21 protein-coding genes and 2 tRNA genes are annotated in these 26521 nt (G+C 53.0%); 2 read left to right on the forward strand and 21 right to left on the reverse strand.

The window, feature by feature from the left end:
* Positions 1-9 precede the first annotated feature (9 nt).
* Both ACMAY6_RS12595 and ACMAY6_RS12600 read right to left on the reverse strand, forming a co-directional pair.
* Positions 10-1749, reverse strand: a complete 1740-nt coding sequence (locus ACMAY6_RS12595; RefSeq protein ID WP_435212331.1) for a sodium:solute symporter family protein — start codon at positions 1747-1749, stop codon at positions 10-12.
* Complete coding sequence (locus ACMAY6_RS12600; RefSeq protein WP_435212333.1) at positions 1749-2015, reverse strand: DUF4212 domain-containing protein; 267 nt, start codon at positions 2013-2015, stop codon at positions 1749-1751. The genes ACMAY6_RS12595 and ACMAY6_RS12600 overlap by 1 nt, the downstream gene beginning before the upstream one ends.
* Positions 2016-2546: 531 nt before the next feature.
* Between ACMAY6_RS12600 and acs the strand changes: the two genes are divergently transcribed.
* Positions 2547-4484: an acetate--CoA ligase gene (acs, locus tag ACMAY6_RS12605; protein WP_435212334.1), complete on the forward strand. Its 1938-nt coding sequence runs from the start codon at positions 2547-2549 to the stop codon at positions 4482-4484.
* Between the two features lie 88 nt (positions 4485-4572).
* Here the strand turns inward: acs and pnp are convergent, their stop codons facing one another.
* From pnp to rlmE, 15 genes are all read right to left on the reverse strand, one after another.
* Positions 4573-6717: a polyribonucleotide nucleotidyltransferase gene (pnp, locus tag ACMAY6_RS12610; RefSeq protein WP_435212336.1), complete on the reverse strand. Its 2145-nt coding sequence runs from the start codon at positions 6715-6717 to the stop codon at positions 4573-4575.
* A gap of 54 nt (positions 6718-6771) precedes the next feature.
* On the reverse strand, positions 6772-7041 hold the full coding sequence (gene rpsO / locus ACMAY6_RS12615) for a 30S ribosomal protein S15 (RefSeq protein ID WP_007234967.1): 270 nt from the start codon (positions 7039-7041) through the stop codon (positions 6772-6774).
* A gap of 104 nt (positions 7042-7145) precedes the next feature.
* The gene (gene truB / locus ACMAY6_RS12620) at positions 7146-8069 is read right to left on the reverse strand and encodes a tRNA pseudouridine(55) synthase TruB (RefSeq protein ID WP_435212338.1); all 924 of its coding nucleotides are present in this window, start codon (positions 8067-8069) and stop codon (positions 7146-7148) included.
* Positions 8070-8071: 2 nt separating this feature from the next.
* Positions 8072-8470: a 30S ribosome-binding factor RbfA gene (gene rbfA / locus ACMAY6_RS12625; RefSeq protein ID WP_435212340.1), complete on the reverse strand. Its 399-nt coding sequence runs from the start codon at positions 8468-8470 to the stop codon at positions 8072-8074.
* 6 nt (positions 8471-8476) lie between these two features.
* A complete protein-coding gene (gene infB / locus ACMAY6_RS12630) occupies positions 8477-11227 on the reverse strand; it encodes a translation initiation factor IF-2 (protein ID WP_435212342.1) in 2751 nt (916 codons plus the stop codon).
* A 53-nt stretch (positions 11228-11280) separates the two neighbouring features.
* The gene (nusA, locus tag ACMAY6_RS12635) at positions 11281-12771 is read right to left on the reverse strand and encodes a transcription termination factor NusA (protein WP_435212344.1); all 1491 of its coding nucleotides are present in this window, start codon (positions 12769-12771) and stop codon (positions 11281-11283) included.
* Positions 12772-12823: 52 nt separating this feature from the next.
* A complete protein-coding gene (gene rimP, locus ACMAY6_RS12640) occupies positions 12824-13324 on the reverse strand; it encodes a ribosome maturation factor RimP (RefSeq protein ID WP_435212346.1) in 501 nt (166 codons plus the stop codon).
* Between the two features lie 96 nt (positions 13325-13420).
* Positions 13421-13497, reverse strand: a tRNA-Met gene (locus ACMAY6_RS12645).
* Between the two features lie 416 nt (positions 13498-13913).
* A tRNA-Leu gene (locus ACMAY6_RS12650) sits at positions 13914-13999 on the reverse strand.
* A gap of 6 nt (positions 14000-14005) precedes the next feature.
* Positions 14006-14434: a preprotein translocase subunit SecG gene (secG, locus tag ACMAY6_RS12655; RefSeq protein WP_435212348.1), complete on the reverse strand. Its 429-nt coding sequence runs from the start codon at positions 14432-14434 to the stop codon at positions 14006-14008.
* Positions 14434-15177 (reverse strand): triose-phosphate isomerase, encoded by a 744-nt coding sequence (gene tpiA, locus ACMAY6_RS12660; protein ID WP_435212350.1) that lies wholly within the window; start codon positions 15175-15177, stop codon positions 14434-14436. The genes secG and tpiA overlap by 1 nt, the downstream gene beginning before the upstream one ends.
* An 84-nt stretch (positions 15178-15261) precedes the next feature.
* The gene (gene glmM / locus ACMAY6_RS12665) at positions 15262-16602 is read right to left on the reverse strand and encodes a phosphoglucosamine mutase (RefSeq protein WP_435212352.1); all 1341 of its coding nucleotides are present in this window, start codon (positions 16600-16602) and stop codon (positions 15262-15264) included.
* On the reverse strand, positions 16599-17414 hold the full coding sequence (folP, locus tag ACMAY6_RS12670) for a dihydropteroate synthase (protein WP_435212354.1): 816 nt from the start codon (positions 17412-17414) through the stop codon (positions 16599-16601). Before folP ends, glmM begins: the two co-directional genes overlap by 4 nt.
* A 69-nt stretch (positions 17415-17483) precedes the next feature.
* Complete coding sequence (gene ftsH / locus ACMAY6_RS12675) at positions 17484-19397, reverse strand: ATP-dependent zinc metalloprotease FtsH (protein WP_435212355.1); 1914 nt, start codon at positions 19395-19397, stop codon at positions 17484-17486.
* Positions 19398-19561: 164 nt separating this feature from the next.
* Entirely contained in the window at positions 19562-20188 is a 627-nt protein-coding gene (gene rlmE / locus ACMAY6_RS12680; protein WP_435212357.1) for a 23S rRNA (uridine(2552)-2'-O)-methyltransferase RlmE, read from the reverse strand.
* Between the two features lie 62 nt (positions 20189-20250).
* Between rlmE and yhbY the strand changes: the two genes are divergently transcribed.
* Entirely contained in the window at positions 20251-20586 is a 336-nt protein-coding gene (yhbY, locus tag ACMAY6_RS12685; RefSeq protein ID WP_435216033.1) for a ribosome assembly RNA-binding protein YhbY, read from the forward strand.
* A 68-nt stretch (positions 20587-20654) separates the two neighbouring features.
* On the opposite strand, the gene feoB is transcribed toward yhbY, so the two are convergent.
* From feoB to carB, 4 genes are all read right to left on the reverse strand, one after another.
* Positions 20655-22484 carry a ferrous iron transporter B gene (feoB, locus tag ACMAY6_RS12690; protein ID WP_435212359.1) on the reverse strand — a complete coding sequence of 610 codons (1830 nt, stop codon included), beginning with the start codon at positions 22482-22484 and terminating at the stop codon, positions 20655-20657.
* Positions 22481-22753 (reverse strand): FeoA family protein, encoded by a 273-nt coding sequence (locus ACMAY6_RS12695; protein WP_435212360.1) that lies wholly within the window; start codon positions 22751-22753, stop codon positions 22481-22483. The genes feoB and ACMAY6_RS12695 overlap by 4 nt, the downstream gene beginning before the upstream one ends.
* A 73-nt stretch (positions 22754-22826) precedes the next feature.
* Positions 22827-23303 carry a transcription elongation factor GreA gene (greA, locus tag ACMAY6_RS12700; RefSeq protein ID WP_435212362.1) on the reverse strand — a complete coding sequence of 159 codons (477 nt, stop codon included), beginning with the start codon at positions 23301-23303 and terminating at the stop codon, positions 22827-22829.
* On the reverse strand, positions 23300-26521 hold the full coding sequence (gene carB / locus ACMAY6_RS12705) for a carbamoyl-phosphate synthase large subunit (RefSeq protein WP_435212364.1): 3222 nt from the start codon (positions 26519-26521) through the stop codon (positions 23300-23302). The genes greA and carB overlap by 4 nt, the downstream gene beginning before the upstream one ends.

Raw genomic sequence — 26521 nt, forward strand, 5'->3', positions numbered from 1 at the left:
GGTGGGGGCTTAGTGGTGAAGCGGCACAGTTACAGAGCCAGAGGGTATACGTATTTCTTGTACAAGTTTACGAACGCGCTCAGGCGGCTCACCCGTGAGACGGCTAACGCCTAGGGCAACCATAAAATTGACCGCGGCACCGACACAACCAATGGCATTTGGCTCTATACCAAAAAACCAATTTTTGCCGAGGCTGGGTAAAAATCGCCAGTCAGCGACAAACATAATCCCCTTGTGCTGGAAAACGTAAAACAAGGTGACCCCCAACCCAAGCACCATACCAGTGATGGCACCCTCCCGAGTGACTCGACTGGAAAAGATACCCATCATTAACGCCGGAAAAATAGACGCCGCCGCAAGCCCAAAGGCTAGTGCCACAGTGCCAGCAGCGAACCCCGGGGGATTCAAACCCAGGTAGCCTGCCCCGAATACAGCGACCGCCATCGCACCCCGGGAGGCATTGAGCTCCATCTGCTCAGAAATTGACGGATAGAAAGTGCTCTTCAGCAAGTCATGGGAAATTGCCGAGGAGATGGCCAGCAGCAGCCCTGCCGCGGTTGAAAGCGCTGCCGCGAGACCACCGGCGGCCACCAGCGCGATGATCCAATTGGGCAATTGAGCGATTTCTGGATTGGCCAGCACCAGTATGTCGTTGTCGAGCTTAACCAGCTCGTTACGCTGTGAGTCGGCCACATACTGCAACCTGCCATCACCGTTTTTGTCCTGTATTGCCAGCAACCCCGTTTGCTCCCAGTTTTTAAACCATTGGGGACGCTCTTCAATCAATAAGTGCTGCCCAGAACTGGGTTCAATCGTTTGCATAATATTCAGTCGTGCCATTGCGGCAACTGCCGGCGCCGTTGTGTAGAGAATGGCGATAAAAACCAGGGCATATCCCGCTGATTTACGCGCATCACGAACTTTAGGCACCGTAAAAAAGCGAATAATCACGTGGGGTAAGCCGGCTGTACCGATCATTAGCGAGGCTGTGTAAGCAAACATATTGAGCGTACTCAGTCGTACCGAGGTCGTGTACTCTTTAAAGCCCGTCTCCAGCAATACTCTGTCGAGCTTATCAAGCAAGAACGTGTCACTACCAACCAAGGTGCTACCCAGGCCTAGCTGCGGAATGGGGTTTCCGGTCAACTGAAAGCTAATGAAAATGGCTGGAATCGTGTAAGCCAGAATGAGCACGACATACTGGGCAATCTGAGTGTAGGTAATGCCCTTCATACCGCCCAGCACTGCGTAGAAAAAGACAATGACCATTCCCGTGTACAGTCCGGTCTCGTAATCTGTCTCCAAAAATCGGGAGAAGGCCACACCAATGCCCTTCATTTGCCCAATGACATAGGTCACAGAACACAAAATCAGACAAATAACGGCAACAACCCGGGCCGTGTCCGAGTAATACCGATCTCCGATAAATTCGGGTACCGTAAACTTTCCGTATTTGCGGAGGTAAGGCGCCAACAGCATGGCAAGAATCACGTACCCGCCGGTCCAACCCATGAGAAAGACCGAACCCCCGTAGCCGTTGTAGGAAATGCCAATCAAACCCGCCATAGAGATAAAAGATGCTGCTGACATCCAATCTGCCGCTGTTGCCATACCATTAGCAATCGGGTGTATACCCCCGCCCGCGACATAAAATTCTTGAGTCGAGCCTGCCCGTGCTGCGATGGCGATTGCGATGTAGACCGTAAAGGTCAGACCCACAACGATGTAGGTAATGGTGGCCAGATCCATTAGTCTTCCTCCACCCCAAACTCACGATCCAAACGGGCCATAGCCACCACGTAATAAAAAATCAAACCAATAAACACAAAAATAGAGCCCTGCTGTGCAAACCAAAAACCCAACTTATAGCCGCCCACTTGAATAAGATTGAGGGTGTCGACCCACAAAATCCCACAGCCAAAACTGACTACAAACCATATGATCATCAGGCGAATCATCAAACTGCGATTGCGCTTCCAATACTCTTTAGCCTGCGCTTCCGACAACTGGCTCATAGTTCGCATCCTTTAACGTCTTGTTGCTTAGACCACGTCTCATAACAGACAAAAAACGTGCCGCGGTTAAGACTACCTGAATCTCCATTCTCTAGCCGCTTGACTGCGCAAATAGAGTCCTAGCCCGTAAACAATAATACCCTCGAGCCACACAAAAAGTAGAGTGTCTCTAGGTGCGACTTACCTGTGATGGGGTCGCACGGATCTAACGGCTACACCTTTTACGTGACCAGCTACGTGCCTAAGCCCTGCTTCCACTCACTCCCATGTAACCAGTGTGACTTGTGATAAGCGTGTAACGAAAACAATTTTTTAAGGGTTTTAAGCTCACCGTTGAGCTGTTACTTGCTGCTATTAACCCATTTCCTTTCGTTCCACTGCAGGGTCAGCGCCGCAGCAATATCCTGCCATGGTGATAGCCTGCAACCACTCTATCAATTTAAAGATAACCTCGGTCGGCTTCAGCATTGAACCCAATAATAGTAAGCTGGGGGCGTCATTTATGGTTGTCTACCACAAGAGCGATCCAGTATGTCTGAGCACCCCCTGTACCCAGTACCTGCGAGTTTTTCCAAGGCGCACATCAGCCCCGAAACCTACGAGCAGTGGTACCGAGAATCCCTAGATGATCCCTCTGCATTTTGGACGGCCCGCGCTCAAGAATTCCTCGACTGGGAAGCACCCTGGACTCAGGTTGTAGACGCAGACATAAGTACAGGAGAAGCCCATTGGTTCGTGGGTGGCAAACTCAATGTCTCGGTCAATTGCATCGACAGACACCTCCCAGAGCGCGCTGAGCAGACTGCCTTTATATGGGAGGGCGATGACCCCAATAACAGCAGGCGTATCAGCTATGGGGAGCTGAAGAACGCTGTTTGCCGGCTGGCTAACGTTCTTAAGTCACAAGGCATTGGGCGGGGCGATCGAGTCTGTATTTACATGCCCATGATACCCGAAGCGACCTTTGCCATGCTGGCTTGTGCCCGTATTGGCGCAATCCACTCAGTGGTATTTGGTGGCTTCTCACCTGAGGCGCTCCAAAATCGAATTAACGATGCCGACTGCGCCATGGTGATCACTGCCGACGAGGGCATTCGTGGCGGACGAAAAATCCCACTCAAGGCCAACGTTGATACCGCATTGGAGAGCTGCAGCTGTGTAAGGTCCGTCATTGTGGTGGCCCATACGGGTGGAGAGATCGATTGGCATGACGGCCGTGATATGGACTATGCCTCGGCTTGCGAGGCTGCCGAGACAGAATGTGCTCCCGAGGCAATGGATGCAGAGGACCCACTCTTTATTTTGTACACCTCAGGCTCCACCGGAAAGCCCAAAGGGGTACTCCACACGACGGGTGGTTACCTACTTCAGGCAGCAATGACCTTCCGCTATGTATTTGACTATCAAGCCAACGATATTTGGTGGTGTACCGCCGACGTAGGTTGGGTGACAGGCCACAGCTATATCGTTTATGGACCCCTCGCCAACGGGGCAACATCGGTCATTTTTGAGGGCATTCCCACCTATCCCGACGCAGGCCGTTTCTGGCAGGTCGTTGATAAACATTCGGTGACTTTGTTTTTCACGGCCCCTACCGCAATTCGCGCACTGATGGGAATGGGTGATGAGTGGGTCAATCGCCACTCTAGAACAACACTGCGGGTTCTTGGCTCAGTCGGTGAACCTATTAACCCCGAAGCCTGGGAGTGGTATCACAAGATTGTGGGTGACGGACGCTGTCCAATCGTCGACACGTGGTGGCAAACTGAAACCGGGGGCATCATGATCACGCCGCTGCCAGGAGCTCACCCCCTCAAGCCGGGCTACGCCGGCTTCCCATTTTTTGGCGTTGAACCTGTGCTGCTCGATGAAAATGGCCAAGTGCTTGAAGGCGAGGCTGCGGGTTATCTCGCCATAAAACGATCATGGCCAGGACAAATACGCTCGGTGTACAACGATCATCAGCGCATGCTCGATACTTATTTTAGTACCTATGAAGGGTATTATTTCACCGGCGATGGCGCACTGAGAGACGCAGAGGGCTATTACCGGATCACGGGGCGAGTTGACGACGTCCTCAATGTTTCGGGACACCGCATGGGTACAGCCGAAGTGGAAGCAGCACTCGGAGAACACCCAGACATAGCAGAATCTGCAGTCGTAGGATTTCCCCACGACATTAAGGGGCAAGGTATTTATGCCTATGTCACCCCCAAAGCAGGCATTACAGCCAACGATGATTTAAAGGCGGAGCTCATCCAACTTTGCGTCAAAGAGATAGGGCCCATTGCCAAGCCCGACATTATCCAATGGGCTCCCGGGCTGCCAAAAACCCGTTCAGGGAAAATTATGCGACGGATTCTCAGAAAAATCGCAGAGTGCGATTTTGATAACCTCGGAGATATCTCAACACTAGCTGACCCTTCGGTGGTTCAGGATCTGGTGGCTCGCAGAAACGACGACACTTAGCCATCTCAGTAGTCTTTTTACGGCTTCATTGAAGGTAGACATAAAAAAACCGCGACGTGTCGCGGTTTTTTTATCGGTGCTCAGTAACCTATTCCTCAGAAAGGTCCTCAGGCTCGGCTTCCCCAGCAGGCTCTGCAGCATCGGTCGCTTCATCAGCAGCAACCTCTTTAATCGAGAGCTTAATACGGCCACGCTGGTCCACGTCGAGTACTTTAACCCGGACCGTCTCACCTTCTTTCAGGTAGTCTGTGACATTCTCAACACGCTCTTCAGCGATCTGCGAAATGTGTACCAAACCGTCCTTGCCCGGCAAGATGGTGACGAACGCACCGAAATCGACAATGCGTGCAATCGTACCTTCGTAGATTGCACCTACTTCGGCTTCAGCGGTAATCGCCATAATCGCGTTAACAGCGTGATCACGAGATTCTTTAGTGACACCAAAGACCTTCACTGTACCGTCGTCTTCGATATCAACGGTCGCACCAGATTCTTCAGTAATTGAACGTATTGTGGCTCCACCCTTACCGATAATGTCGCGTATTTTGTCTGAGTCAATTTTCAGCTGCACCATGCTGGGCGCATTTTCTGACACGATCTCACGGGGTGCTGCCAAGACTGAGTTCATCTGTCCCAAGATATGCAGGCGAGCTTGCATGGCCTGCTCGAGGGCGATCTCCATAATTTGCTCATTGATACCTTCGATCTTGATATCCATTTGGAGCGCAGTAATACCGCCTGAAGTACCCGCCACTTTGAAGTCCATATCACCGAGATGATCCTCATCGCCAAGGATATCCGTAAGGACCGCAAACTGATTGCCTTCCTTCACAAGACCCATTGCAATGCCGGCTACCGGTGCCTTGACGGGCACGCCCGCAGCCATCATTGCCAAGGAGCCAACACAAACAGAGGCCATGGAGCTAGAGCCGTTTGATTCAGTAATCTCAGATACCACGCGAACCGTGTAGGGAAACTCTTCTTCGGTAGGCAGTGTCGCGGCAAGACCGCGTCGAGCCAAACGACCGTGACCAATCTCACGTCGACTGGTGAAACCAATACGACCCGCCTCGCCCACAGAGTAGGGAGGGAAGTTGTAGTGGAGCATAAAAGGATCCCGTCGCTCGCCTTCGAGGGCGTCGATGATCTGTGCATCGCGACTAGAGCCTAACGTCACCGCACCAATGGCCTGCGTTTCACCACGAGTAAACAAAGCTGAGCCGTGTGCCTTGTCGAGAACGTCGACCTCACACACGATAGGCCTAACTGTGCGGCCGTCACGACCATCAATGCGCGGCTCACCGCTGATGATGCGCTGCCGAACAATGTTCTTTTCGAGAGCCTTGAATTGGTCCTTGATGTCGTCTTTAGAGGGACCACCTTCTACCGCTAGTGCGGCCATCGTGGCATCTCGCACTTCACCAACACGCTCGTAGCGCGCCGCTTTTTCAGTAATGCGGTATGCCTCACCCAAGCCAGCCTTGGCCTCAGCTTCGACAGCAGCTTTTAACGCCTCGTCTACCGGCGCCGCAGACCAGTCCCAGCGTGGCTTGCCCGCCTCTTCAACCAGTTCATTAATCGCTTTGATCACTGTTTGCATTTCTTGATGGGCAAACAATACCGCGCCCAACATCTGATCTTCGGTTAACTCCTGAGCCTCAGACTCAACCATCAACACAGCTTCAGAAGTGCCGGCAACCACCATATCGAGCTGACTACTCTTGAGAGCACTGTAGCTTGGGTTTAACAAATAACCCTTCGCCTCAGTAAAGCCAACTCGGGCACCGCCAATAGGTCCGTTGAATGGACAGCCCGAAATAGCTAATGCTGCCGATGTACCAATCATTGCAGGAATATCAGGATCCGTTTCGTTGTCAGCTGACATAACGGTACAAACCACCTGCACTTCATTCATGAACCCGTTAGGGAACAGCGGACGAACAGGGCGGTCAATCAACCGTGACGTCAGCGTTTCCTTTTCGCTGGGCCGCGCTTCTCGCTTGAAAAAGCCTCCCGGAATTTTTCCAACTGCATATCTTTTTTCAATGTAATGAACCGACAGCGGGAAAAAATCCTGTCCCGCACGCATTTCCCGTGCCGCGACCACCGTGCATAACACACTGGTATTTCCCATGGTAACCATAACGGCACCGCTCGCCTGTCGAGCAATACGACCTGTCTCCAGGGTGATCTCATGGTCACCGTACTGGAATGTTTTTTTGACTACATTCACTAACTTTCTCCAACAAATAAAAAGGCCGGCGTTGGCCGGCCAAGAAAATGGTCTTTACCGACGCAGACCGAGACGCTTAATCAAATTTGCGTAGCGCGCTGTGTCTTTGCTTTTCAAGTAATCCAGCAGTTTACGTCGCTGGTTGACCATACGAATAAGGCCACGCCGAGAATGGTGATCCTGTGCGTGCTCTTTGAAGTGGGATTGCAACTGTTCAATGTTTGCTGTGAGCAGTGCTACTTGCACTTCTGGGGAACCCGTATCGCCTTCTGACTGCTTGTAGTCGGTGACAATTTGGGCCTTTGTGGCTGCATCTAAAGCCATAGTTCTCTTCTCCAACCTGCTTGTATGATCGGGCTCTGTCCGTGCAGGCTTACAGACAGGTCCGTTATGAAATCCGTTCTTGCGTAGATACTCTTACGAGAAACTTAGGAGTCGTTCACAAGTCTTTTGGGTGCGACACGCCCGTCATCGAGTACTTCACCGATGCCAATAAAGCGTTTGTCTGCCGCATAAAGCCTGAGTGTACCATTTTTAGGGGCATTTGGCACCAGCACCGGCTGGCCTCTTTGTAGGTAAAAAGTAGAGGACTCAACTAAGCTTACTGAGGGCAAATTAGACAGCGGCCCATCCATTGGGCGCAGACAGTCGTCCAAGCCCTCCACTCCGTTTACCGCGAGCTCCTCTAGGCCTGCTAGAGGAATAGCCTCGTGCAAAGCGTAAGGGCCCGCCATTGTGCGACGCAGAGCGCTAACGTGGGCCGGGAGCCCCACTTTTTCACCCAACGATTCCGCCAGGCTACGAATGTAAGTTCCTTTGGAACAGCGGATCGCCACATCAACCTCAGCGGCCACACCGGGGCGAAACGCCAAGCATTCAAACTCATGAATACTCACAGGACGCGAGGCACGCTCCACCTCAACACCCTTTCTAGCCAACTTATACAGCGGCTGCCCATTGCGCTTTATTGCAGAGTACATGGGCGGCACCTGCTCGATATCACCGGTCAGGCCTGTTACAGCCCGCTTCACAGCACTGACATCGATAAACGAGGCGTCTTCCTGAGCGATGATGTCGCCCTCGACATCTAAGGTATCGGTACCAACGCCAAGCACAAAGGTGCTGGTATAAGCCTTATCGGCATCGAGTACAAACTGTGAAAACTTCGTGGCCTCACCAAAGCACAGGGGCAGCACACCAGTGGCTAATGGATCCAAACTGCCGGTGTGGCCGGCTTTAGCAGCATCGTATAGGCGTTTACATCTTTGCAGAGCGGCGTTAGAGGTGAGGCCCAGAGGCTTATCGAGAATTAAAATACCGTTGACGGCACGACCCCGCCGGCGCCGCCCCACCGTTATTGTTCCTCGGTGCTATCTGAGTCGGCTCCTAGCTCGATATCTGCAGCACGCACATCGCGAATGAGAGCCTCCATATCACGACCACGCCCCACACTTTCATCAAAGCAAAAGCGCAGCTTGGGTACCGTGCGCAACGTTGCAGTCCTCGCAATCTCAGATCTAAGAAAGCCACTGGCACGATCTAAAGTGGACGTTGTCACCGCGGCTGCTTCAGCGTCATCGACCCCCATTTGGGTAAAAAACACTTTCGCATGAGAAAGGTCACGACTGACATCAACGCCAGTCACGCTCACCATTTTCAATCGCGGATCGCTGAGAGTAAATTGCAGCAGTCGAGCAAGCTCCTGCTGCAAAGAATCCCCAATACGCTGTGTCCTGCTATAGTCTTTAGGCACTGGCGATCAGAGTGTTCGTGCGATCTCGTTGACGTCAAAGACTTCAATGAGGTCGCCCACTTTAACATCGGTGTAGTTCTTCACCCCGATACCACACTCAACACCATTACGGACCTCGCTGGCGTCATCTTTGAAGCGTCTCAGCGATTCGAGCTCACCCTCGTAGATAACAATATTGTCCCGAAGTACGCGAATCGGCTTGGAGCGATATACCGTGCCTTCGGTCACCATACAGCCAGCGATCTGGCCAAACTTCGGTGACCGGAACACATCTCGGACCTCAGCAATGCCAATAATTTCCTCGCGGAGCTCTGGGGACAACAAACCACTAAGCGCGGATCTGACGTCGTCGATCAAGTCGTAGATCACTTTGTAGTACCGGACTTCGACGCCTTCTTGCTCGGCAAGACGACGCGCACCCGAATCGGCTCGGACATTGAAACCGAACATAATCGCTTCAGAGGTCAGCGCGAGACTGACATCAGACTCGGTCAACCCACCTACACCGCTAGCGACTACATTGACCTTGACCTCATCATTGCCAAGATCTGCCAGGGCACCCTGGAGGGCCTCAAGAGATCCTCGCACGTCAGCCTTTACAACGAGGTTCAAGACTTTGCGCTCACCGGCAGTCATAGATTCGAACATATTATCGAGCTTGGCTGCCTGCTGGCGTGCCAATCGGTTCGTGCGCAACTTCTCAGAGCGGCTCTCAGCGATCTCGCGAGCTCGTTTTTCGCTTTCGACAACCACAAAGGAGTCGCCAGCATCTGGCGTACCATCTAGCCCCAAAATTTCTACAGGGATACTAGGGCCCGCGTCGTCAATCGGCTGCGAGGACTCGTCCAACATCGCTCGCACGCGGCCATACTGTAGTCCTGCAAGAACGATATCCCCCTGACGAAGGGTGCCCTGCTGAACCAGCAGAGAGGCGACTGAACCACGACCCTTATCAAGGCGGGATTCAATGACGATTCCTTGCCCAGCGGTGTCTCTAGGTGCCTGTAGCTCTAACAGTTCAGACTGCAGCAGTAGTGCATCTAGCAGTGCGTCAATACCTTGGCCGGTTTGAGCCGACACCTCGATAAACTGTGTATCACCACCCCAATCCTCTGGAATGACGTCCTTTGCCGCAAGCTCGTTCTTCACCCGATCGGGATCCGCGGCTTCTTTGTCAATTTTGTTGACCGCCACGACCAAAGGCACTTCTGCGGCGCGGGCGTGCTGTATCGCTTCTTCAGTCTGCGGCATTACGCCGTCATCGGCAGCAACCACCAGAATCACAATGTCAGTTGATCGAGCACCACGAGCACGCATGGACGTAAAGGCAGCGTGTCCGGGGGTATCAAGGAAGGTAATCATTCCCTGCCCTGTCTGCACGTGATACGCACCGATATGCTGCGTAATCCCACCTGCCTCACCGCTGGCCACCTTGGTTTCACGAATGTAGTCAAGCAATGACGTCTTGCCGTGATCGACGTGGCCCATCACCGTCACAACAGGAGCACGCGGTGTAAGCGTTCCCTCTTGATTGGCAATGGCCTCTTCGAGCTTATCTTCGAGCTCGTCTTCACTGACCAACTTAACTTTATGGCCCAGCTCTTCAATAACTAGCGACGCGGTATCCTGATCGACCATCTGATTGATCGTGGCCATAACACCCAATCGCATTAACTCTTTAATGACCACACCCGCTTTTACCGCCATTTGTTGCGCGAGCTCACCAACGGAGATGTTCTCGGGAACATTAACGTCGTAAACAATTTTTTCTGTTGGCTGGGCAAACCCGTGCTTGCTGTGCTCTTCATGGCCTTTCTTGCGGCGGCCACCACGGCGGCGCCCGGCGCCTCCCTCGGCGGCTTCGATATCACTCATCGACAGATTGTGACCACGCTGCTTGCCTCTAGCGCCCGCAATTGAGGTTCTCGCTAGGCGCCCACGGCCGGATTTCTTGCGGTCGGTATCTTCTCGGGTTGTACGACTTGCGGGCGCATCATGCATGCGCTTTGGCTTGCGATCAGCATCGGGTTCGCTAGGCGCAGCTGACCGTTTGGTTGCCTCTGCCTGCCGAAGCTTATCCTCATCGACCTTGCGTTGTTCTTCCTTTTTACGCTCTTCAGCAGCGGCCTCTAGGGCCTGTTTACGCTGTTCTTCTTCAGCCTTGCGACGGGCAGTAGCGCGCTGGCGTAATACTTCTGGATCAAGGTTTGATAAATCCTCGTCCTCTAGCTCAACGGGGGCAACAGTCTCAACAGCGCCCTCTGACTCCGGCTCGATAGCATCTGAGCTAGCAGTGCTTTCGAGGGCAGCCTCCTCGCCTTCTATCGAAGCGGTGGTCTCTGTCAACGACTCGGAAGCATGAAGCGCTGTTTCAGCAACGCCGTCAGCGGTACCGGAGGGGTCTTTGGCGCCTTCCACGGCAGTGGCGGCTGCTTCGAGCTCTTCCCCAGTAACTTCTTCTTGCTCGTCGCGCTTCACGTAGGTGCGTTTTTTACGAACCTCGACATTGACCGTGCGCTTTCCGCCACCGCCCGTTCGCAACGTGCTGAGCTGTTTGCGTTTCAGCGTTATTTTGCGAGGCGCAGCTTCACCCTCGCCATGGCTGCGCTTTAAGGCAGCCAGGAGGGTTTGCTTATCCTCCTCTGACACCTCTTCTTCTGCAGCCGAGTGCGACAATCCCGCCTCTTTCATTTGCGACAGCAATCTCTCGACGGAGGCACCCACCGTCTCGGCTAGCTGTTCTACTGTCTGTGCCATGTATTACTCCTGATCCGTCAGACTTGGTTGATATGGATTTAACCCGATAAAAATCAGGCTTCCTCCTCCGCAAACCAAGGTGCTCGAGCGGTCATAATCAACTCTCCCGCTCGCTCTTCGGTCATGTCTTCTATGTCCATCAAATCATCAACGCCTTGCTCGGCGAGGTCTTCCATTGTTACTACGCCTCGACTGGCGAGTACAAATGCGAGGTGACGCTCCATACCTTCCATAGTGAGAAGGTCTTCCGCAGGCTCAACATCCAGCTTTTCTTCAGTCGCAATGGCCATGGTTAACAGCGCATCTTTGGCACGAGCGCGAAGCTCTTCAGATATTGCCTCATCGAAGCCTTCGATACCCATCATTTCCTCAAGGGGTACATAGGCCACCTCATCAAGAGTTGTGAAGCCCTCTTCAACCAGCACCACAGCCACATCTTCATCGACATCGAGAGCATTCATAAAGGTTTCTATGATTTCAACGGCCTCTGCTTCCTGACGCTCAACCGCTTCGTCAGTGCTCATTACGTTGATCGTCCACCCGGTGAGGTCTGAAGCGAGACGGACATTTTGTCCACCACGGCCAATAGCCTGGGCCAAATTGTCTTCCGCGACGGCGACTTCCATCGTGTTGCTGTCTTCATCAACAACAATCGACTCTACTTCCGCTGGAGACATAGCGTTAATGACTAGCTGAGCGGGATTGTCATCCCAGAGAATGATATCTACGCGTTCGTTATCGAGCTCATTGGAAACAGCTTGGACACGTGAACCTCGCATACCAACGCAGGCGCCAACAGGGTCGATACGTTGATCTCCAGTTTTCACCGCAATTTTAGCCCGAGATCCCGGATCCCGCGCTGCAGCACGGATCTGGATAACGCCTTCTGAAATCTCCGGTACCTCAATTTTAAAGAGCTCGGTCAGCATTTCACGGCAAGCTCTCGACATAACCAGTTGAGGTCCTCGAGACTCGGTATTAATTTCACTCAAGATTGCACGCACCCGATCGTTAATGCGGAACGTCTCTCTGCCAACTAACTCTCCCCGAGGCAGTAACCCCTCAGCATTGTTGCCCAAGTCAACGATCACATTATCGCGAGTGACTTTTTTGACGATCCCGGCGAGAAGCTCGCCGATACGATCCCGATATAGATCGACGATTTGCGCCCGCTCGGCGTCACGCACTCGCTGCACGATAACCTGCTTGGCCGTCTGTGCTGCGATGCGTCCAAAGTCTGCATTTTCAATAATTTCCTCGTGTACATCGCCGACTTGCAAATTCGCATCAGCTTCTGCGGCTTCCTCAGTGGTGAACTGCGTCCCCAGCAAAGCCAGTTCCGTGTCAGGGACCACCAGCCAACGCCTGCGAGTTTGATATTCACCGCTCTCCCGATCGATCACCACTTCGATATCGGACTCTTCGTCGAAGCGTTTTTTCGCCGCCGTCGCAAGTGCCAATTCGATAGCTTCGAAAATAATATCTTCCGAAACACCTTTTTCTGCGGAGACTGCCTCCGCAACCATCAATATTTCTTTACTCATCGTATTCCTCGCAGCGACCCGTTACGCTAGGTGCCCTTGTTGCTCTCTTGAATTACTGTCCGGATTTTTCCGGCGACTTTGTTTTTTTCCCACCAGTATCCAACCTAGGCTGCACTCGTGCTCTATCAATTTGTTTAAGCGGAAGAAGATAATCGTGATCTTCTACACGCACTACCACGTCCTCACCCTCTACACCCATCAACCAACCCCGAAAGCGACGCCTACCCTCAAAAGGAAATCGCAGCTTCACTTCAATCGGCTCGTTAATATAGAGCGCATACTGCTCGACTTTGAACAAAAGCCGGTCTATCCCGGGAGAAGACACCTCTAGGGTGTAATCCCCTGATATCGGATCCTCCACATCGAGCACGCCGCCAACATGTCGGCTTACCTTGGCGCAGTCATCAACACTGACACCCGTTTCCGCTTCGATAAAGAGTCGAAGTGTCGGGCGCCGATTGGGCGACAAAAGCTCTAGACCCCATAGCTCGAACCCCAAAGATTCCACCGTGGGCGTCAGTAACTCCGACAATCGCGATTCCTTTCCTGACATACACGTTGCATCTCAAGTGTGTTTTCAGCGGATACAAAAAAGCCCCAAACAGGGGCTTAAACGTGATGGCTGCCTGAGCAATGGCTGCCATCGATTTGGTAGCGGGGGCCGGATTTGAACCGACGACCTTCGGGTTATGAGCCCGACGAGCTACCAGGCTGCTCCACCCCGCATCAAAACCTGTTGTGACCACCCCTGTGAGGAACGCCGTCAATATCCGCGTTACCTTTGGTTGCCACCTTAGCGAGCCAAACCCACTAAGCAGAGGCGCTGGAGTATAGGGATGCGCCACCTTAACGTCAACTCAGCACTTGATTAATTGCGATAAAAAGACGGAGGCTCAAAGTGCGAGAAAAAGTCCCTCAGCCACCACAGAAAGGCCTAGGGTTTCGACTCAAAATCTAGCCTCGTCCAAAAAAAGCTCAGACCTTTGGTTTGCAAGCCTCAGAACTGCAGACTAATCCCCAAAGAACCTGTTGGACAGGTTACCTGCCATAGATCACCCCCCTTCTATGCAGTAAGACAAATAAGGTTTAAATCGTGTTTCTAAATAAACAAAAAAAAGACCCACATGGGGTCTTTTTTGTGTTGGTGCGGAAGGCGGGACTTGAACCCGCACAGCCATAGGCCACTACCCCCTCAAGATAGCGTGTCTACCAATTCCACCACTCCCGCATTTTCTTAACCCTCGGGTAAATCCTGCCCCGAGTCAATAACATCGCCTTCTGCTGAATCTAGCGAGGGAAAATCAGACCCATCGCTCTCAAAAGCCGTTTCCGGGATGTCGCCGACAGGCAGGTCGCTTTCAAAAGACTGCACAGGTGCAGCTTCCACAGCCTCCATAGGTAACTCGAACCCCAAATCATCTTCACCAGCGGTCCGACTGTCAGCAAGCATTGCCAAGCCAAAACTACTGGCAAAAAAAGCGGCCACCAACCAAGCTGTTAATTTTGTCAGCACATTCGCACTACCCACGCTGCCAAGCAGTGTCTGAGAGCCGCCGGCACCAAAGGATGCGCCTATGTCAGAGCCTTTGCCCTGCTGCATCATTATGAGACCAATTATGCCCAAGGCCACCAGCAGGTGTACCACCAAAATAATCTGTTCCACTACGCCCTCCCAGCGCTTGCTGCGCTGGCAATGTGCCAAAAGCTATTGGCATTCAAAGAAGCTCCCCCAACGAGAGCTCCGTCAATATTATCGCACTCAAAGAGCACACCTGCATTTTCAGGCTTCACGCTGCCCCCATAAATAACAGGGATGTCCGCGCCAGCGTCACCAAAATGGCCCCGCAAGCAACCTTTTATCACCCCGTGCATGGCCTCAGCCTGCGCCGGAGTTGCCGTACGTCCTGTGCCGATTGCCCAAACGGGTTCGTACGCTACGACTAATTTTTCCCACGGCACCTCTGCCAACGAGCCCAGAAGCTGCTCCGAGACAACCTTGTCTTGCTGATCCGCATCGCGGTGCTCTAAGGTTTCTCCAACACAAACCACCGCGTGTAACCCTTGAGCAATGGCCAACTGAGCTTTCACCGCGACCTGAGCGTCTGTCTCGCTAAAAAGTGACCGCCGCTCTGAGTGCCCAATTATCACATAGCCACACCCGAGTTCACTGAGCATTTGACTTGACACCTCACCAGTGAGCGCACCCTCAACCCGATCGGCAGAGTTCTGGGCACCCAGTACAATGCCCTCCACTGCCTCGCTGACAACGCCCAAATACGGCGCAGGCGGACAAAGGACCACGTTGACGCCTGACAACTGAGGCAGCTCGCGCCACTCCTGTGCAAATTCTGCGATCAACTCGAGGCTGCCGTGCATTTTCCAATTGGCGATGACTAGTCCCGCCATCAGATTTGCTCCAGCCAGATCAGGCGCGCGAGGATAGCGGAAGGCCCTCGCGACCGCAAGCTCCTCAGACCCGAACAACCGATATCAAGCGCTGCGAATGACACCGGCGACCTGTTCGGCTAGCCCTTGGATTTCTGCGGCGTCATCACCTTCGATCATGACTCTGATAACGGGCTCAGTCCCTGACGGACGTAACAAGAGCCTTCCCCGACCTTCCAAAACATTTTCTACTTCTCGACAAACAGCAGACACCGGGTTGTCTCCTGCCAGATCAAGGTCGGTCTCTGGCAGCGGCACATTGATCATAACCTGGGGCAAGCGTTTCATACCCGAGAGTAAGTCCGACAGGGTCCGACCACTGGCGACAATAGCCTTGATCACCTGCAGTGCGGCTACAATGCCATCACCCGTTGTGGTGACGTCACCACAAATCAGGTGCCCAGACGACTCTCCGCCTAGCTGCCAACCCTCGGCAGCCATACGCTCTCGGACGTAACGATCACCTACTTTCGTTCTAGCTAGCTGAACACCGTGTTCCCCTAGGGCAATTTCCAGACCCATATTCGACATCTGTGTGCCCACAACACCCGGATCCGATTGTCCGACCGCGAGTCGCTGCATCGCAAGAACATAAAGTAAAGCATCACCATCAACCAGAGACCCATCAGCATCAATGAAGAGAACACGATCGCCATCCCCATCAAAAGCTACTCCGAAGTCTGCGCTGGTCCCGACTACCTGCTGACTGAGCAATTCGGTTGCCGTTGAACCAACGCCTTCGTTGATATTAAAACCATTCGGATCGGCGCCAATCACCGTGACATTGGCACCCAACTCACGAAATACAGGAGGGGCAACGTTATACGTCGCGCCATGGGCACAATCGAGAACAATGTTTAAGCCTTTGAGGGTGTATTGCCGAGGTAACGTCGCTTTGCAGAATTCAACATACCGACCCGCGGCGTCGTTTAGCCGTGTCGCCTTGCCCAGTTGTGCCGAATCTACTGTTTGGATGGGACCTTCAAGCGCTGCTTCGATCGCCAGTTCAAGTTCGTCAGATAGCTTTGCACCAAGACCCGAAAAAAACTTAATCCCATTGTCATAATAAGGGTTATGGGAAGCGCTGATAACGATGCCCACTGCCGCATTCTGACTGCGAGTCATCATAGCAATGGCAGGCGTAGGCAATGGACCTAACAGCTTTACGTTGGCTCCCGCAGCAACGAGACCCGCTTCAAGCGCAGACTCGAACATATAACCTGAAACTCGGGTGTCCTTGCCAATAATAACCGAGACTTTCTCTCCTAGTCGCTCCGAGAATACCCGACCACAAGCCCATCCCAGCCGCAGCATAAATTCTGGAGTGATAGGCGCCACGCCGACGCGACCGCGAATGCCATCGGTACCGAAATACTTTTTACTCATAGTGAGGCCTCTGCAAAGGCGGTCATCATAGCGACAGCATCCATTGTCTCACCCACATCGTGCACCCGTAAAATTTGAGCGCCGCCAGTCATTGCCAACACGGCCAACGCCAAACTCGCGGGCATACGCTGCGTCGTATCGCGTTCAATCACCGAGGCTATCATGGACTTCCGGGATAACCCTACCAGAACAGGCTGCCCCAAGGCTGTCACCTCAGGTAGACGTTTTAGCAAACTGAAATTGTGCTCAGGGGATTTTCCAAAGCCAAAACCTGGGTCAAAAATCAAGCGCTCACGAGGGATACCTGCAGCACTACAAAGTGCTGCACGCTGCTCGAGAAACTCAGTAACCTCTAACACCACATCTATATATTTAGGGCCCTGCTGCATCGTGAGCGGATCCCCTTGCATATGCATCAAGCAAATAGGTAAGCCCGTCTTAGCCGCGGCTTCCACAGCGCCATCTCGACCCAGTGCCCGGACATCATTAATCAAGCCGACCCCTGCCGCCGCGCCGGCGAGCATGACATTAGGAGAACTAGAGTCTAATGAGATTTCAACATCGAAGTGGCTCTTAACGCAGGTTATTGCGCCAAGGACTCGATCCATCTCCTCCTGCTCGGAGACCGGCAGTGCACCGGGACGTGTGGATTCGCCACCGATATCGAGAAACGAGGCACCAGCAACCACCATGGTTTCAGCAACTCGGCAGAGGGCGTCCAGGTTTAGGCTTGAAGCGCTAAACAGTGCTCCACCGTCTGAAAATGAATCGGGAGTGACGTTGAGAATTCCCATGACCAAGGGACGACTCAAGGAAAATTCCCGGCCAGGGCACACTAGCCGTGTGGGCCCATAGCCCGGTTTCTTCATGGTATTAGACGATTAATGCTCTCCAGCGGGATCACCAATAGGCCCCACGGAGTCGGTGGACGAAGAGGCGCCACCGCCATCTGATTGACTGCCTCCGGAATCACCCCAATCCGCAGGCGGGCGGGGGGTGATGTCGTTCATAATATCGTCAATCTGCTCGGCATCGATGGTCTCGTACTGCATCAGTGCCTCAGCCATTACATCGAGCTTTTTGCGATTTTCCTCGAGGATTTGATGCGCGCCTTGATAGCATTCATCAATGATCGTTCTCACCTCCTGATCTATCGCGCGCGCAGTATCGTCTGACATGGCTTTAGCCGGCTGACCGGCGCTGCGACCCAAGAATACTTCTTCGCCACCTTCGTCATACATCAACGGACCCATCTTCGGCGAGAGGCCCCACTTAGTGACCATATTTCGAGCAATCTCCGTTGCCCGCTGAATGTCGTTAGAGGCCCCTGTTGTAATTCCCTCTGGACCCAACGTCATTTCCTCGGCAACACGACCACCAAACAAACTGGTGATTTGACTCACAATATGTCGTCGGCTGTGACTGTATCGATCTTCCTCAGGCAGGAACATGGTGACACCCAGTGCTCGACCACGAGGAATTATAGAAACCTTGTACACCGGATCATGCTCGGGCATTAAACGCCCCACAATCGCATGCCCCGCCTCGTGGTATGCCGTATTCAGTTTTTCCTTTTCTGACATGACCATGGAGCGCCGCTCTGCGCCCATCATAATTTTGTCCTTAGCCAGTTCGAACTGCTGCATACCTACCATGCGCACGCCAGAGCGTGCGGCAAAAAGGGCTGCCTCGTTCACCAGGTTGGCAAGATCCGCACCCGAGAATCCGGGGGTTCCTCTAGCAATTTTCGACGGATCGACATCCTCGCCTAGGGGCACCTTGCGCATGTGCACCTTTAAAATGTGCTCTCTGCCCCGTATATCCGGTAAGCCTACAACCACCTGACGATCAAATCGCCCCGGACGCAATAACGCTGGATCCAACACATCTGGCCGGTTGGTGGCGGCAATAACAATGACACCATCGTTAACTTCAAAACCGTCCATCTCCACGAGCAATTGGTTGAGTGTTTGCTCACGCTCGTCGTGTCCGCCCCCCAAGCCCGCGCCACGGTGACGGCCAACGGCATCGATCTCGTCGATGAAAATAATGCAGGGCGACTGCTTTTTAGCCTGCTCAAACATGTCGCGAACTCGAGAGGCGCCGACGCCAACAAACATTTCGACAAAATCCGAACCCGAAATTGAGAAGAAGGGGACCTTGGCCTCTCCCGCAATGGCCTTGGCCAGTAGCGTCTTACCCGTTCCGGGCTGCCCGACCATCAAAATACCTCGAGGAATCCTGCCACCTAACTTCTGGAAGCGGCTGGGATCCCGAAGGTATTCCACCAACTCTTGCACGTCTTCCTTGGCCTCATCGACCCCAGCCACATCAGCAAACGTCGTTGTTATCTGGTCTTCACCCAACAGCTTGGCTTTGCTTTTGCCGAAGCTCATGGGGCCGCCTCGGCCACCGCCTCCACCTTGCATCTGGCGCATAAAAAACATAAACACGGCGATAATAATGAGGATGGGGAAACTCGCAACCAGCAGCTGTGTCCAGACGCTTTGCTGCTCTGGCTTCCTGCCCTCAACCTCCACACTGTGCGTGAGCAGGTCATCCATAAGCTTTGGATCTTCAACCATGGGTCGAATCGTTTCAAAGGTTGAGCCGTCGTAGCGTTCCGCACTAATTGTGAGCCCGTCCACGACCACCTTGCGGATTCGATCGTTGTTAATTTCCTCGATAAAGCTGGAGTAACCCACCTGCTCGCTGGCGCCCTGCATACTGAAGTTATTAAATACAGAGAGCAAGACTGCGGCAATTACCAGCCACAAAAGCAAATTTTTCGCCATGTTGTTCAAAATTTTTCCCTCACTCCAAAATCTGAGACACGTGCAGCATGCCAGTATAAAGGCTTTACGTTGGTGCGCCACGACTAGATTTCAAGCCCCTTTGGGGGTCAAAAACCTGCAATTTACGCGGAATAATCACCCCTACAGCGCTAGGAGCTGTTTTATTACTGGCCTTTAAAGCCGGTGGCCACCAAATAAACCTCTCGAGATCTGGGGCGAGAAGCCTCGGGCTTGCGCGTCAAAACACGATCAAAATGCTGCCTAGCGGTTCCCAAAACCGCCTCAAATCCCTCACCCTGAAAAATTTTAGTCACGAACGTCCCTCCCTGTATGAGGGTATGCGTTGCTAAATCTAACGCCAATTCAACCAAATACATGGATCGAGGTTGATCCACAGCGGTAACGCCACTCATATTTGGCGCCATATCGGACAAAACAACGTCGACCGGGCGCTCGCCCAATAAGACCTGTAAGGCTTCGAACACGGCCTCCTCCGTAAAGTCACCAAGCAGAAACTCCACATCCGCAAGGCTGTCCATTGGCAGAATGTCACTGGCAACGACGCGCCCACGTGCGCCCACCATCTCGACGGCGACTTGCGACCATCCACCGGGAGCCGCACCCAGATCCAAGACCGTCATGCCCGGCTTGATAACTCGATCACGATCGTTGATTTCTTTCAGCTTATAGCAGGCGCGCGAACGATAGCCCTCTTTTATTGCACGTTGTACATAGAGGTCTTCGCGATGCTCTTTTAGCCACGCCCGACTCGAAGAACGTTTCTTAACCATAGGTGGGGGACTCTTATCATGGTCTGTCGTACACTACACGGCCCTGAGTATAGATGACCACGATGGAAAGCGAGCGCAAATCCCCAAAAACCTCACTGAGCAATAAGCTTCTTCGGCAATATCGTGCCATTGCCCACAAACTAAATCCCGTTGTGCGAGTCGGCGGAAATGGCTTGAATGAAAACGTGTTGGCAGAGGTGGATCGGGCGCTGGGCGACCACGAACTTATCAAAATTAAAATAGCCGTTGGTGACCGCGACCTTCGAGACGCCATGATCGAACAACTGTGCCAAACAACCCGCGCGGAACTTGTGCAACGCATTGGCAATACCGCAACCCTGCTGCGCCGTAATCCACAAGCCGACCCTCGAAAATCAAATCTGCAACGGGCCTTGTAGCGACGCATCGAACTGCTACCTGCGACCTCCGCTTGTAGGGCTGTGCTGTAAACGGCAAATAAATATGCCTAAAACAGTACGCTCACCAACTGAAAGACCAACAGTGACAGAAGGTAAGCCCCTACGAGGTAACTCACGAGCATGCTAAGAGCTAGGCGCGCTGAGCCCTCACGGGCGAGGATAACCACAGTAGAAACGCATTGCAGGGCAACCGCAAAAAAGACCAACAGTGCGATACCAGAACCCAATGGCAAACCGCTCGCCTGAATGTGATCAACCAGCGGCAGCATATTTTCCTCTGACCCCTCGATACCAAAAATGGTCCCTAAGGTGCCCACAAAGACCTCTCGGGCCAGAAAGCTGGTGAGAATTGCGATCCCGTAACGCCAATCCAGCCCCAAAGGTGAAAAGATCGGTTCGACAAAATGTCCTAAGGTTCCCAGCCACGACTGACCTAAATCGGCCCCGCCATTTGGAAAATAACCCAGCACCCACACCACCATCGTCACCGCAACAATGATCTTGCCTGCCTGAGTCACAAACTGCTGACAGCGATTCCAGGCATTACGCAACAACGGCTTAGCCGTTGGCAGACGGTATGGTGGCAATTCAAGTACGAAGGGTTGCTCTGCTTGCTGGCTCTTAGACGCCTTACTGACAAAACCTGTCACCATTAGCGCTACAAACATCCCGAAAAAATAGATCGCAAACAGCGCCAATCCCTGCCACCCCACAAGGCCCAATAAAACGGTATCACTCGGGATAAACGTGGCAATCAAAAGCGCATAAACCGGCAATCGTGCCGAGCATGGCATTAGAGGAATCGCCAAATACGTCATCATTCTTTGTCGGGGAGAATCGACTGATCTCGCGGCGTAAATAGCTGGAATCGCGCAGGCAACCCCCGACAACAGCGGTATAAAACTTTTACCCGTCAGGCCGAATATCCTCAGCGGTCGGTGACAGATAAGTGCCGCTCTAGCGAGATAGCCTGAATCCTCCATAATGCCAATAACCAAGGTCAACACGAAGATCTGCGGCACGAACACTAAGAAGGCGCCGACACCACCAAACAATGCGTCGGCCACAAAATCAGCCATCATTTTGTTGGGGATGAGAGGAACCACCACCTGACCGAGGCCGGAGACCAGAGACTCAACCGCGTCCATCACCGGGGCCGACCACGTAAAAATCGACTGAAAGAACAGAAACATAATGAAGAAAAACGCCAAACCACCCAGTGCTGAGCTCAGAAAAAAGCGGTCCAGCCTAAGCTGTGAGTGAATCAGCACATCGCCCTTTGGGCTAAATTTTTGAGCCAGTTGCTGCGCTGATCCCCGCAAAATTTCGTTAGGCGTTTCACGCCAATTACGACTTACCGTGGCTTGTGGCGCGGAAGTCTCTTTAAGACCATCAATAAGGGTCTCAAAACCCAAGCTTTCCCGGGCCGACACTGAAATCACCGGCACACCCAAAGCCGTTGCGAGCCCAGCAGCATCAAATTCAAGCTGGTTATCCCTGATCACATCACACATGTTGGCCAACACGGTGACCGGCTTTTGGTGATGCTGGCACTCTCTAATCACCTGCAGAATGAAATGCATGCATTTCTCAAGCCGCGTTGCATCTGCAACACAGAGCACATGACTAACCTTATCGTCTGCAAGCGCCTCATTGAGAAAGCTCACAGCGATGGCTTCTTCACCTGAAATAGGCTCCAGTGAATAAGTGCCAGGAAAATCAACGAGCTCTATGTCAGGCAAACTCACCATGGGGCCACTAGCCACATCGACAGTTATGCCCGGATAATTGGCGACCCGCTGACTCAAACCTGTCAGGCGATTAAAAAGCGAGCTTTTCCCTGAATTAGGGCTGCCCAGCAACAGTACCTGCTTCACGATTTAGCTTCCGCGGTATCACCGGTCGACACAAACACAGCCGCCGCAATTTCCTTGTCCAGAGAAAATACCGAATTACTGATGCTGTACACCCTAGGAGCACCGAAGCCCGGGTTTAGTAAGCAATGGACGCGGGCACCGGGCTGAAAACCAAACTCCATGACGCGCCCTTGGTACGACACCGGCAACCCATCGCCAAAACCGGTAACCATGGCAGCGTCTCCGGGGCGCAGGTCCCAAAGTGCTTTAGCAGCGGGCGCATTATTCATAAGAAGCACTTAATGAGAAAGAGAATCAATACAGGCTATCGGGAAAGGAGCGCAGATTCAAATCAAGACCACTTCAAATGTGCTGTACACGCTCGATTTCGTAATAAATATCCCCGCTGGGGGCCTTCACCACGACCTCATCACCCTCACTCTTGCCCACCAAGGCCCTCGCAATAGGAGAGCTCACAGAGATCAGGTTTGCCTTAACATCGGCTTCATCCTCTCCCACGATTCGATAGGTCACGGCGCTGTCGTTCTCTGTATTAATGAGATCAACCGTCGTCCCAAAAATAACCTTCCCTGAATTGGGAATTGCACTGACATCAATAACTTGGGCATGAGACAGTTTGTGCTCGATATCCTGAATACGACCTTCGGCAAAACTCTGCTGCTCCCTCGCCGCGTGGTACTCGGCATTCTCCTTCAAATCACCATGCTCACGCGCCTCAGCAATGGCCTGAATAATACGCGGACGATCTTCGCGCTTCAGTCGGTCTAGCTCCTCTCGAAGGGATTGCTCTCCAACAAGGGTCATGGGCACTTTGTTCATGCGGTGATGCTCTCGTGTAAATCCTGCAACCTTCTCACAGAAATATCGGTTTCCTGCTCCAGCGCCATGCAGACTGCCTCTGCTGCCGCTAATGTCGTGGTATAAAAAACCCGGTGCTGCTCGGCGCTGGCACGGATTGGAGCAGAGTCCTGTATTGCCGTTCGGCCCTCGGTGGTATTCACCACCAAGCTGGCCTCGTCATTTTTTATCAGATCAACGATGTGGGGTCGACCCTCTCGAACCTTATTAATTCGACGGACTTGCAAACCTGCCGATTCCAGTGCCTTCGCGGTGCCACCCGTAGCAGCAAGAGTAAAGCCGCGGTCCACCAGTCGTCTAGCTACATCAACAGCAGCTGGTTTATCAACATCCCGCACACTAAAAAGTGCTAGACCCGACTGGGGTGGCACGTCTCCAGCTCCAAGCTGTGCTCTGGCAAATGCCGCGGCAAAGGTGTCTCCAGTCCCCATCACCTCACCCGTCGACTTCATTTCCGGACCCAAAATAGGATCAATACCGGGGAACTTGTTGAAAGGCAGTACCGCTTCTTTCACCGCGAAGTAAGGCGGCACCACTTCCCGAGTCACGCCTTGTTCAGCCAGTGACTGACCCGCCATGCAGCGCGACGCTATCTTCGCCAGGGATATGCCCACGGCTTTAGAGACGAAGGGAACCGTTCTGGATGCCCGGGGATTAACTTCAATAACGTAGATTTCATTATCTTGGTAAGCGAGCTGAACATTCATGAGCCCGCACACTCCAAGCTCAATGGCCATTGCTCGGACCACATCCCGCATTTGGTCTTGGACTTCAGCATCGAGGCTGTAAGGTGGCAGTGAACAGGCAGAGTCACCAGAGTGCACGCCAGCCTGCTCGATGTGCTGCATGATGGCTCCGATGACGACTGAATCACCATCGCTCACGGCATCGATGTCTACCTCGATAGCAGCACTGAGAAAGCTATCGAGCAACACCGGTGAGTCCTCAGAGACTCGCACCGCATCACGCATGTAGCGCAACAAATCTTCTTCCCGGTAAACAATCTCCATAGCCCGGCCACCGAGCACATAGGACGGACGCACTACCAGTGGATACCCAATCGCTGCTGCCGCTGCAATCGCCTCATCAACGCTGCGTACTGTCGTATTTTCGGGTTGCCGCAACCCCAATTTCTGGATCATATGCTGGAAGCGCTCACGATCTTCAGCGCGATCAATCTGATCGGGGGTTGTACCAATAATAGGCACTCCCGCGCTTTCCAGAGCCCTTGCCAGCTTCAGAGGTGTCTGCCCACCAAACTGGACGATCACACCCTCCGGCTTTTCTAAATCAACAATTTCCAGAACGTCTTCAAGGGTTACCGGCTCAAAATAGAGGCGATCCGACGTGTCGTAATCTGTCGACACGGTCTCGGGATTACAGTTAACCATGATGGTTTCATAACCGTCCTCACGCATAGCGAGGGCGGCATGGACGCAGCAATAGTCGAACTCAATTCCCTGACCAATACGGTTAGGGCCACCGCCAAGCACCACAATTTTGCGACGGTCGCTGGTTGCGGCCTCACACTCTTCCTCGTAAGTCGAGTACATGTAAGCGGTCGAAGTCGCGAACTCTGCAGCGCAGGTATCTACCCGCTTATACACTGGACGTAAGTTAAGACTATGGCGGTAGTCGCGCACCTCTGCTTCAGAGGTTGCCAACAAAACCGCTAACCGAGCATCAGAGAAACCCTTGCGCTTGAGCACTCTGAGTTCGGCGTAAGTCAAACTACTCAGCGCCCTACCCACTAAATGGGCTTCGGCTGCTACCAGATCTTCAATTTGCACTAGGAACCAAGGATCAATGCCCGAGTAACCGGCGACCTCCTCGAGGGAGAAATCGGAACGAAAAGCATCGGCTACAAACCAAATCCTCTCTGCGCAAGGATTGGTTAGCGCATCGATAAGCTCAGCACGGGTATCGGCATCGGTGACGGTTATTTGTGATTCAAAGCCCGATGAACCCACCTCTAAGCCACGAAGGGCTTTTTGCACGGACTCTTGAAAGGTGCGGCCGATAGCCATCACCTCACCCACAGATTTCATTTGCGTGGTCAGCCGTGCATCGGCGGTCGCAAATTTTTCAAAGGCGAAGCGTGGAATTTTGGTAACCACATAATCTATCGACGGCTCAAAGGATGCCGGCGTGGCGCCCCCGGTAATCTCGTTTTCGAGCTCATCAAGTGTGTAACCCACGGCGAGCTTTGCCGCCACCTTAGCGATGGGGAACCCGGTTGCCTTAGAGGCCAAAGCAGATGACCTGGAGACCCGCGGGTTCATCTCAATGACCACCATACGACCGGTATCGGGGCACAGGCCGAACTGAACATTTGAGCCGCCAGTCTCCACTCCGATTTCTCGCAAGACGGCGAGAGAAGCATCACGCATCACCTGATACTCTTTATCCGTCAGGGTCTGAGCAGGGGCAACCGTAATCGAGTCGCCAGTGTGCACTCCCATGGCATCGAAATTTTCAATCGAACAAATAATGATGCAGTTATCTTTACGATCTCGCACCACCTCCATTTCGTACTCTTTCCAGCCAATCAGCGATTCGTCGATGAGCAATTCATTTGTTGGGGACAGGTCAAAACCACGCTGGCAGATGGCCTCAAACTCATCACGATTGTAGGCAATACCTCCACCGGACCCACCCATCGTAAAAGACGGCCGAATAATGCAGGGAAAGCCAAGGTCGCCCAAAACTTTGAAGGCCTCATCCATGGAATGCACGGTAGAGGCCCGGGGCGTCTCCAAACCAATCCGCTTCATTGCCTGATCGAACAGCTCTCGATCTTCCGCCTTATCGATCGCATCCTTACTGGCACCGATCATCTCTACGCCGTACTTATTCAGCACACCCTCGGCAGCCAATTTTAGGGCGCAATTTAGCGCTGTTTGCCCACCCATAGTCGGCAAGATGGCATCGGGTCGCTCTCGCTCGATGATACGGGCTACTGTCTGCCACTCCACCGGCTCGATATAGGTCGCATCGGCCATCGATGGGTCAGTCATAATGGTCGCAGGATTTGAATTAACCAATATGACTCGATAACCCTCCTCGCGCAGTGCCTTGCAAGCCTGTGCACCGGAGTAGTCGAATTCACAGGCCTGCCCAATAACGATGGGACCAGCGCCTAGTATTAATATGCTTTCTAAGTCATGACGTTTTGGCAT

Origin of the sequence: Luminiphilus sp. nBUS_16, from assembly GCF_051201645.1 — a bacterium.
Taxonomy (GTDB): Bacteria; Pseudomonadota; Gammaproteobacteria; order Pseudomonadales; family Halieaceae; genus Luminiphilus.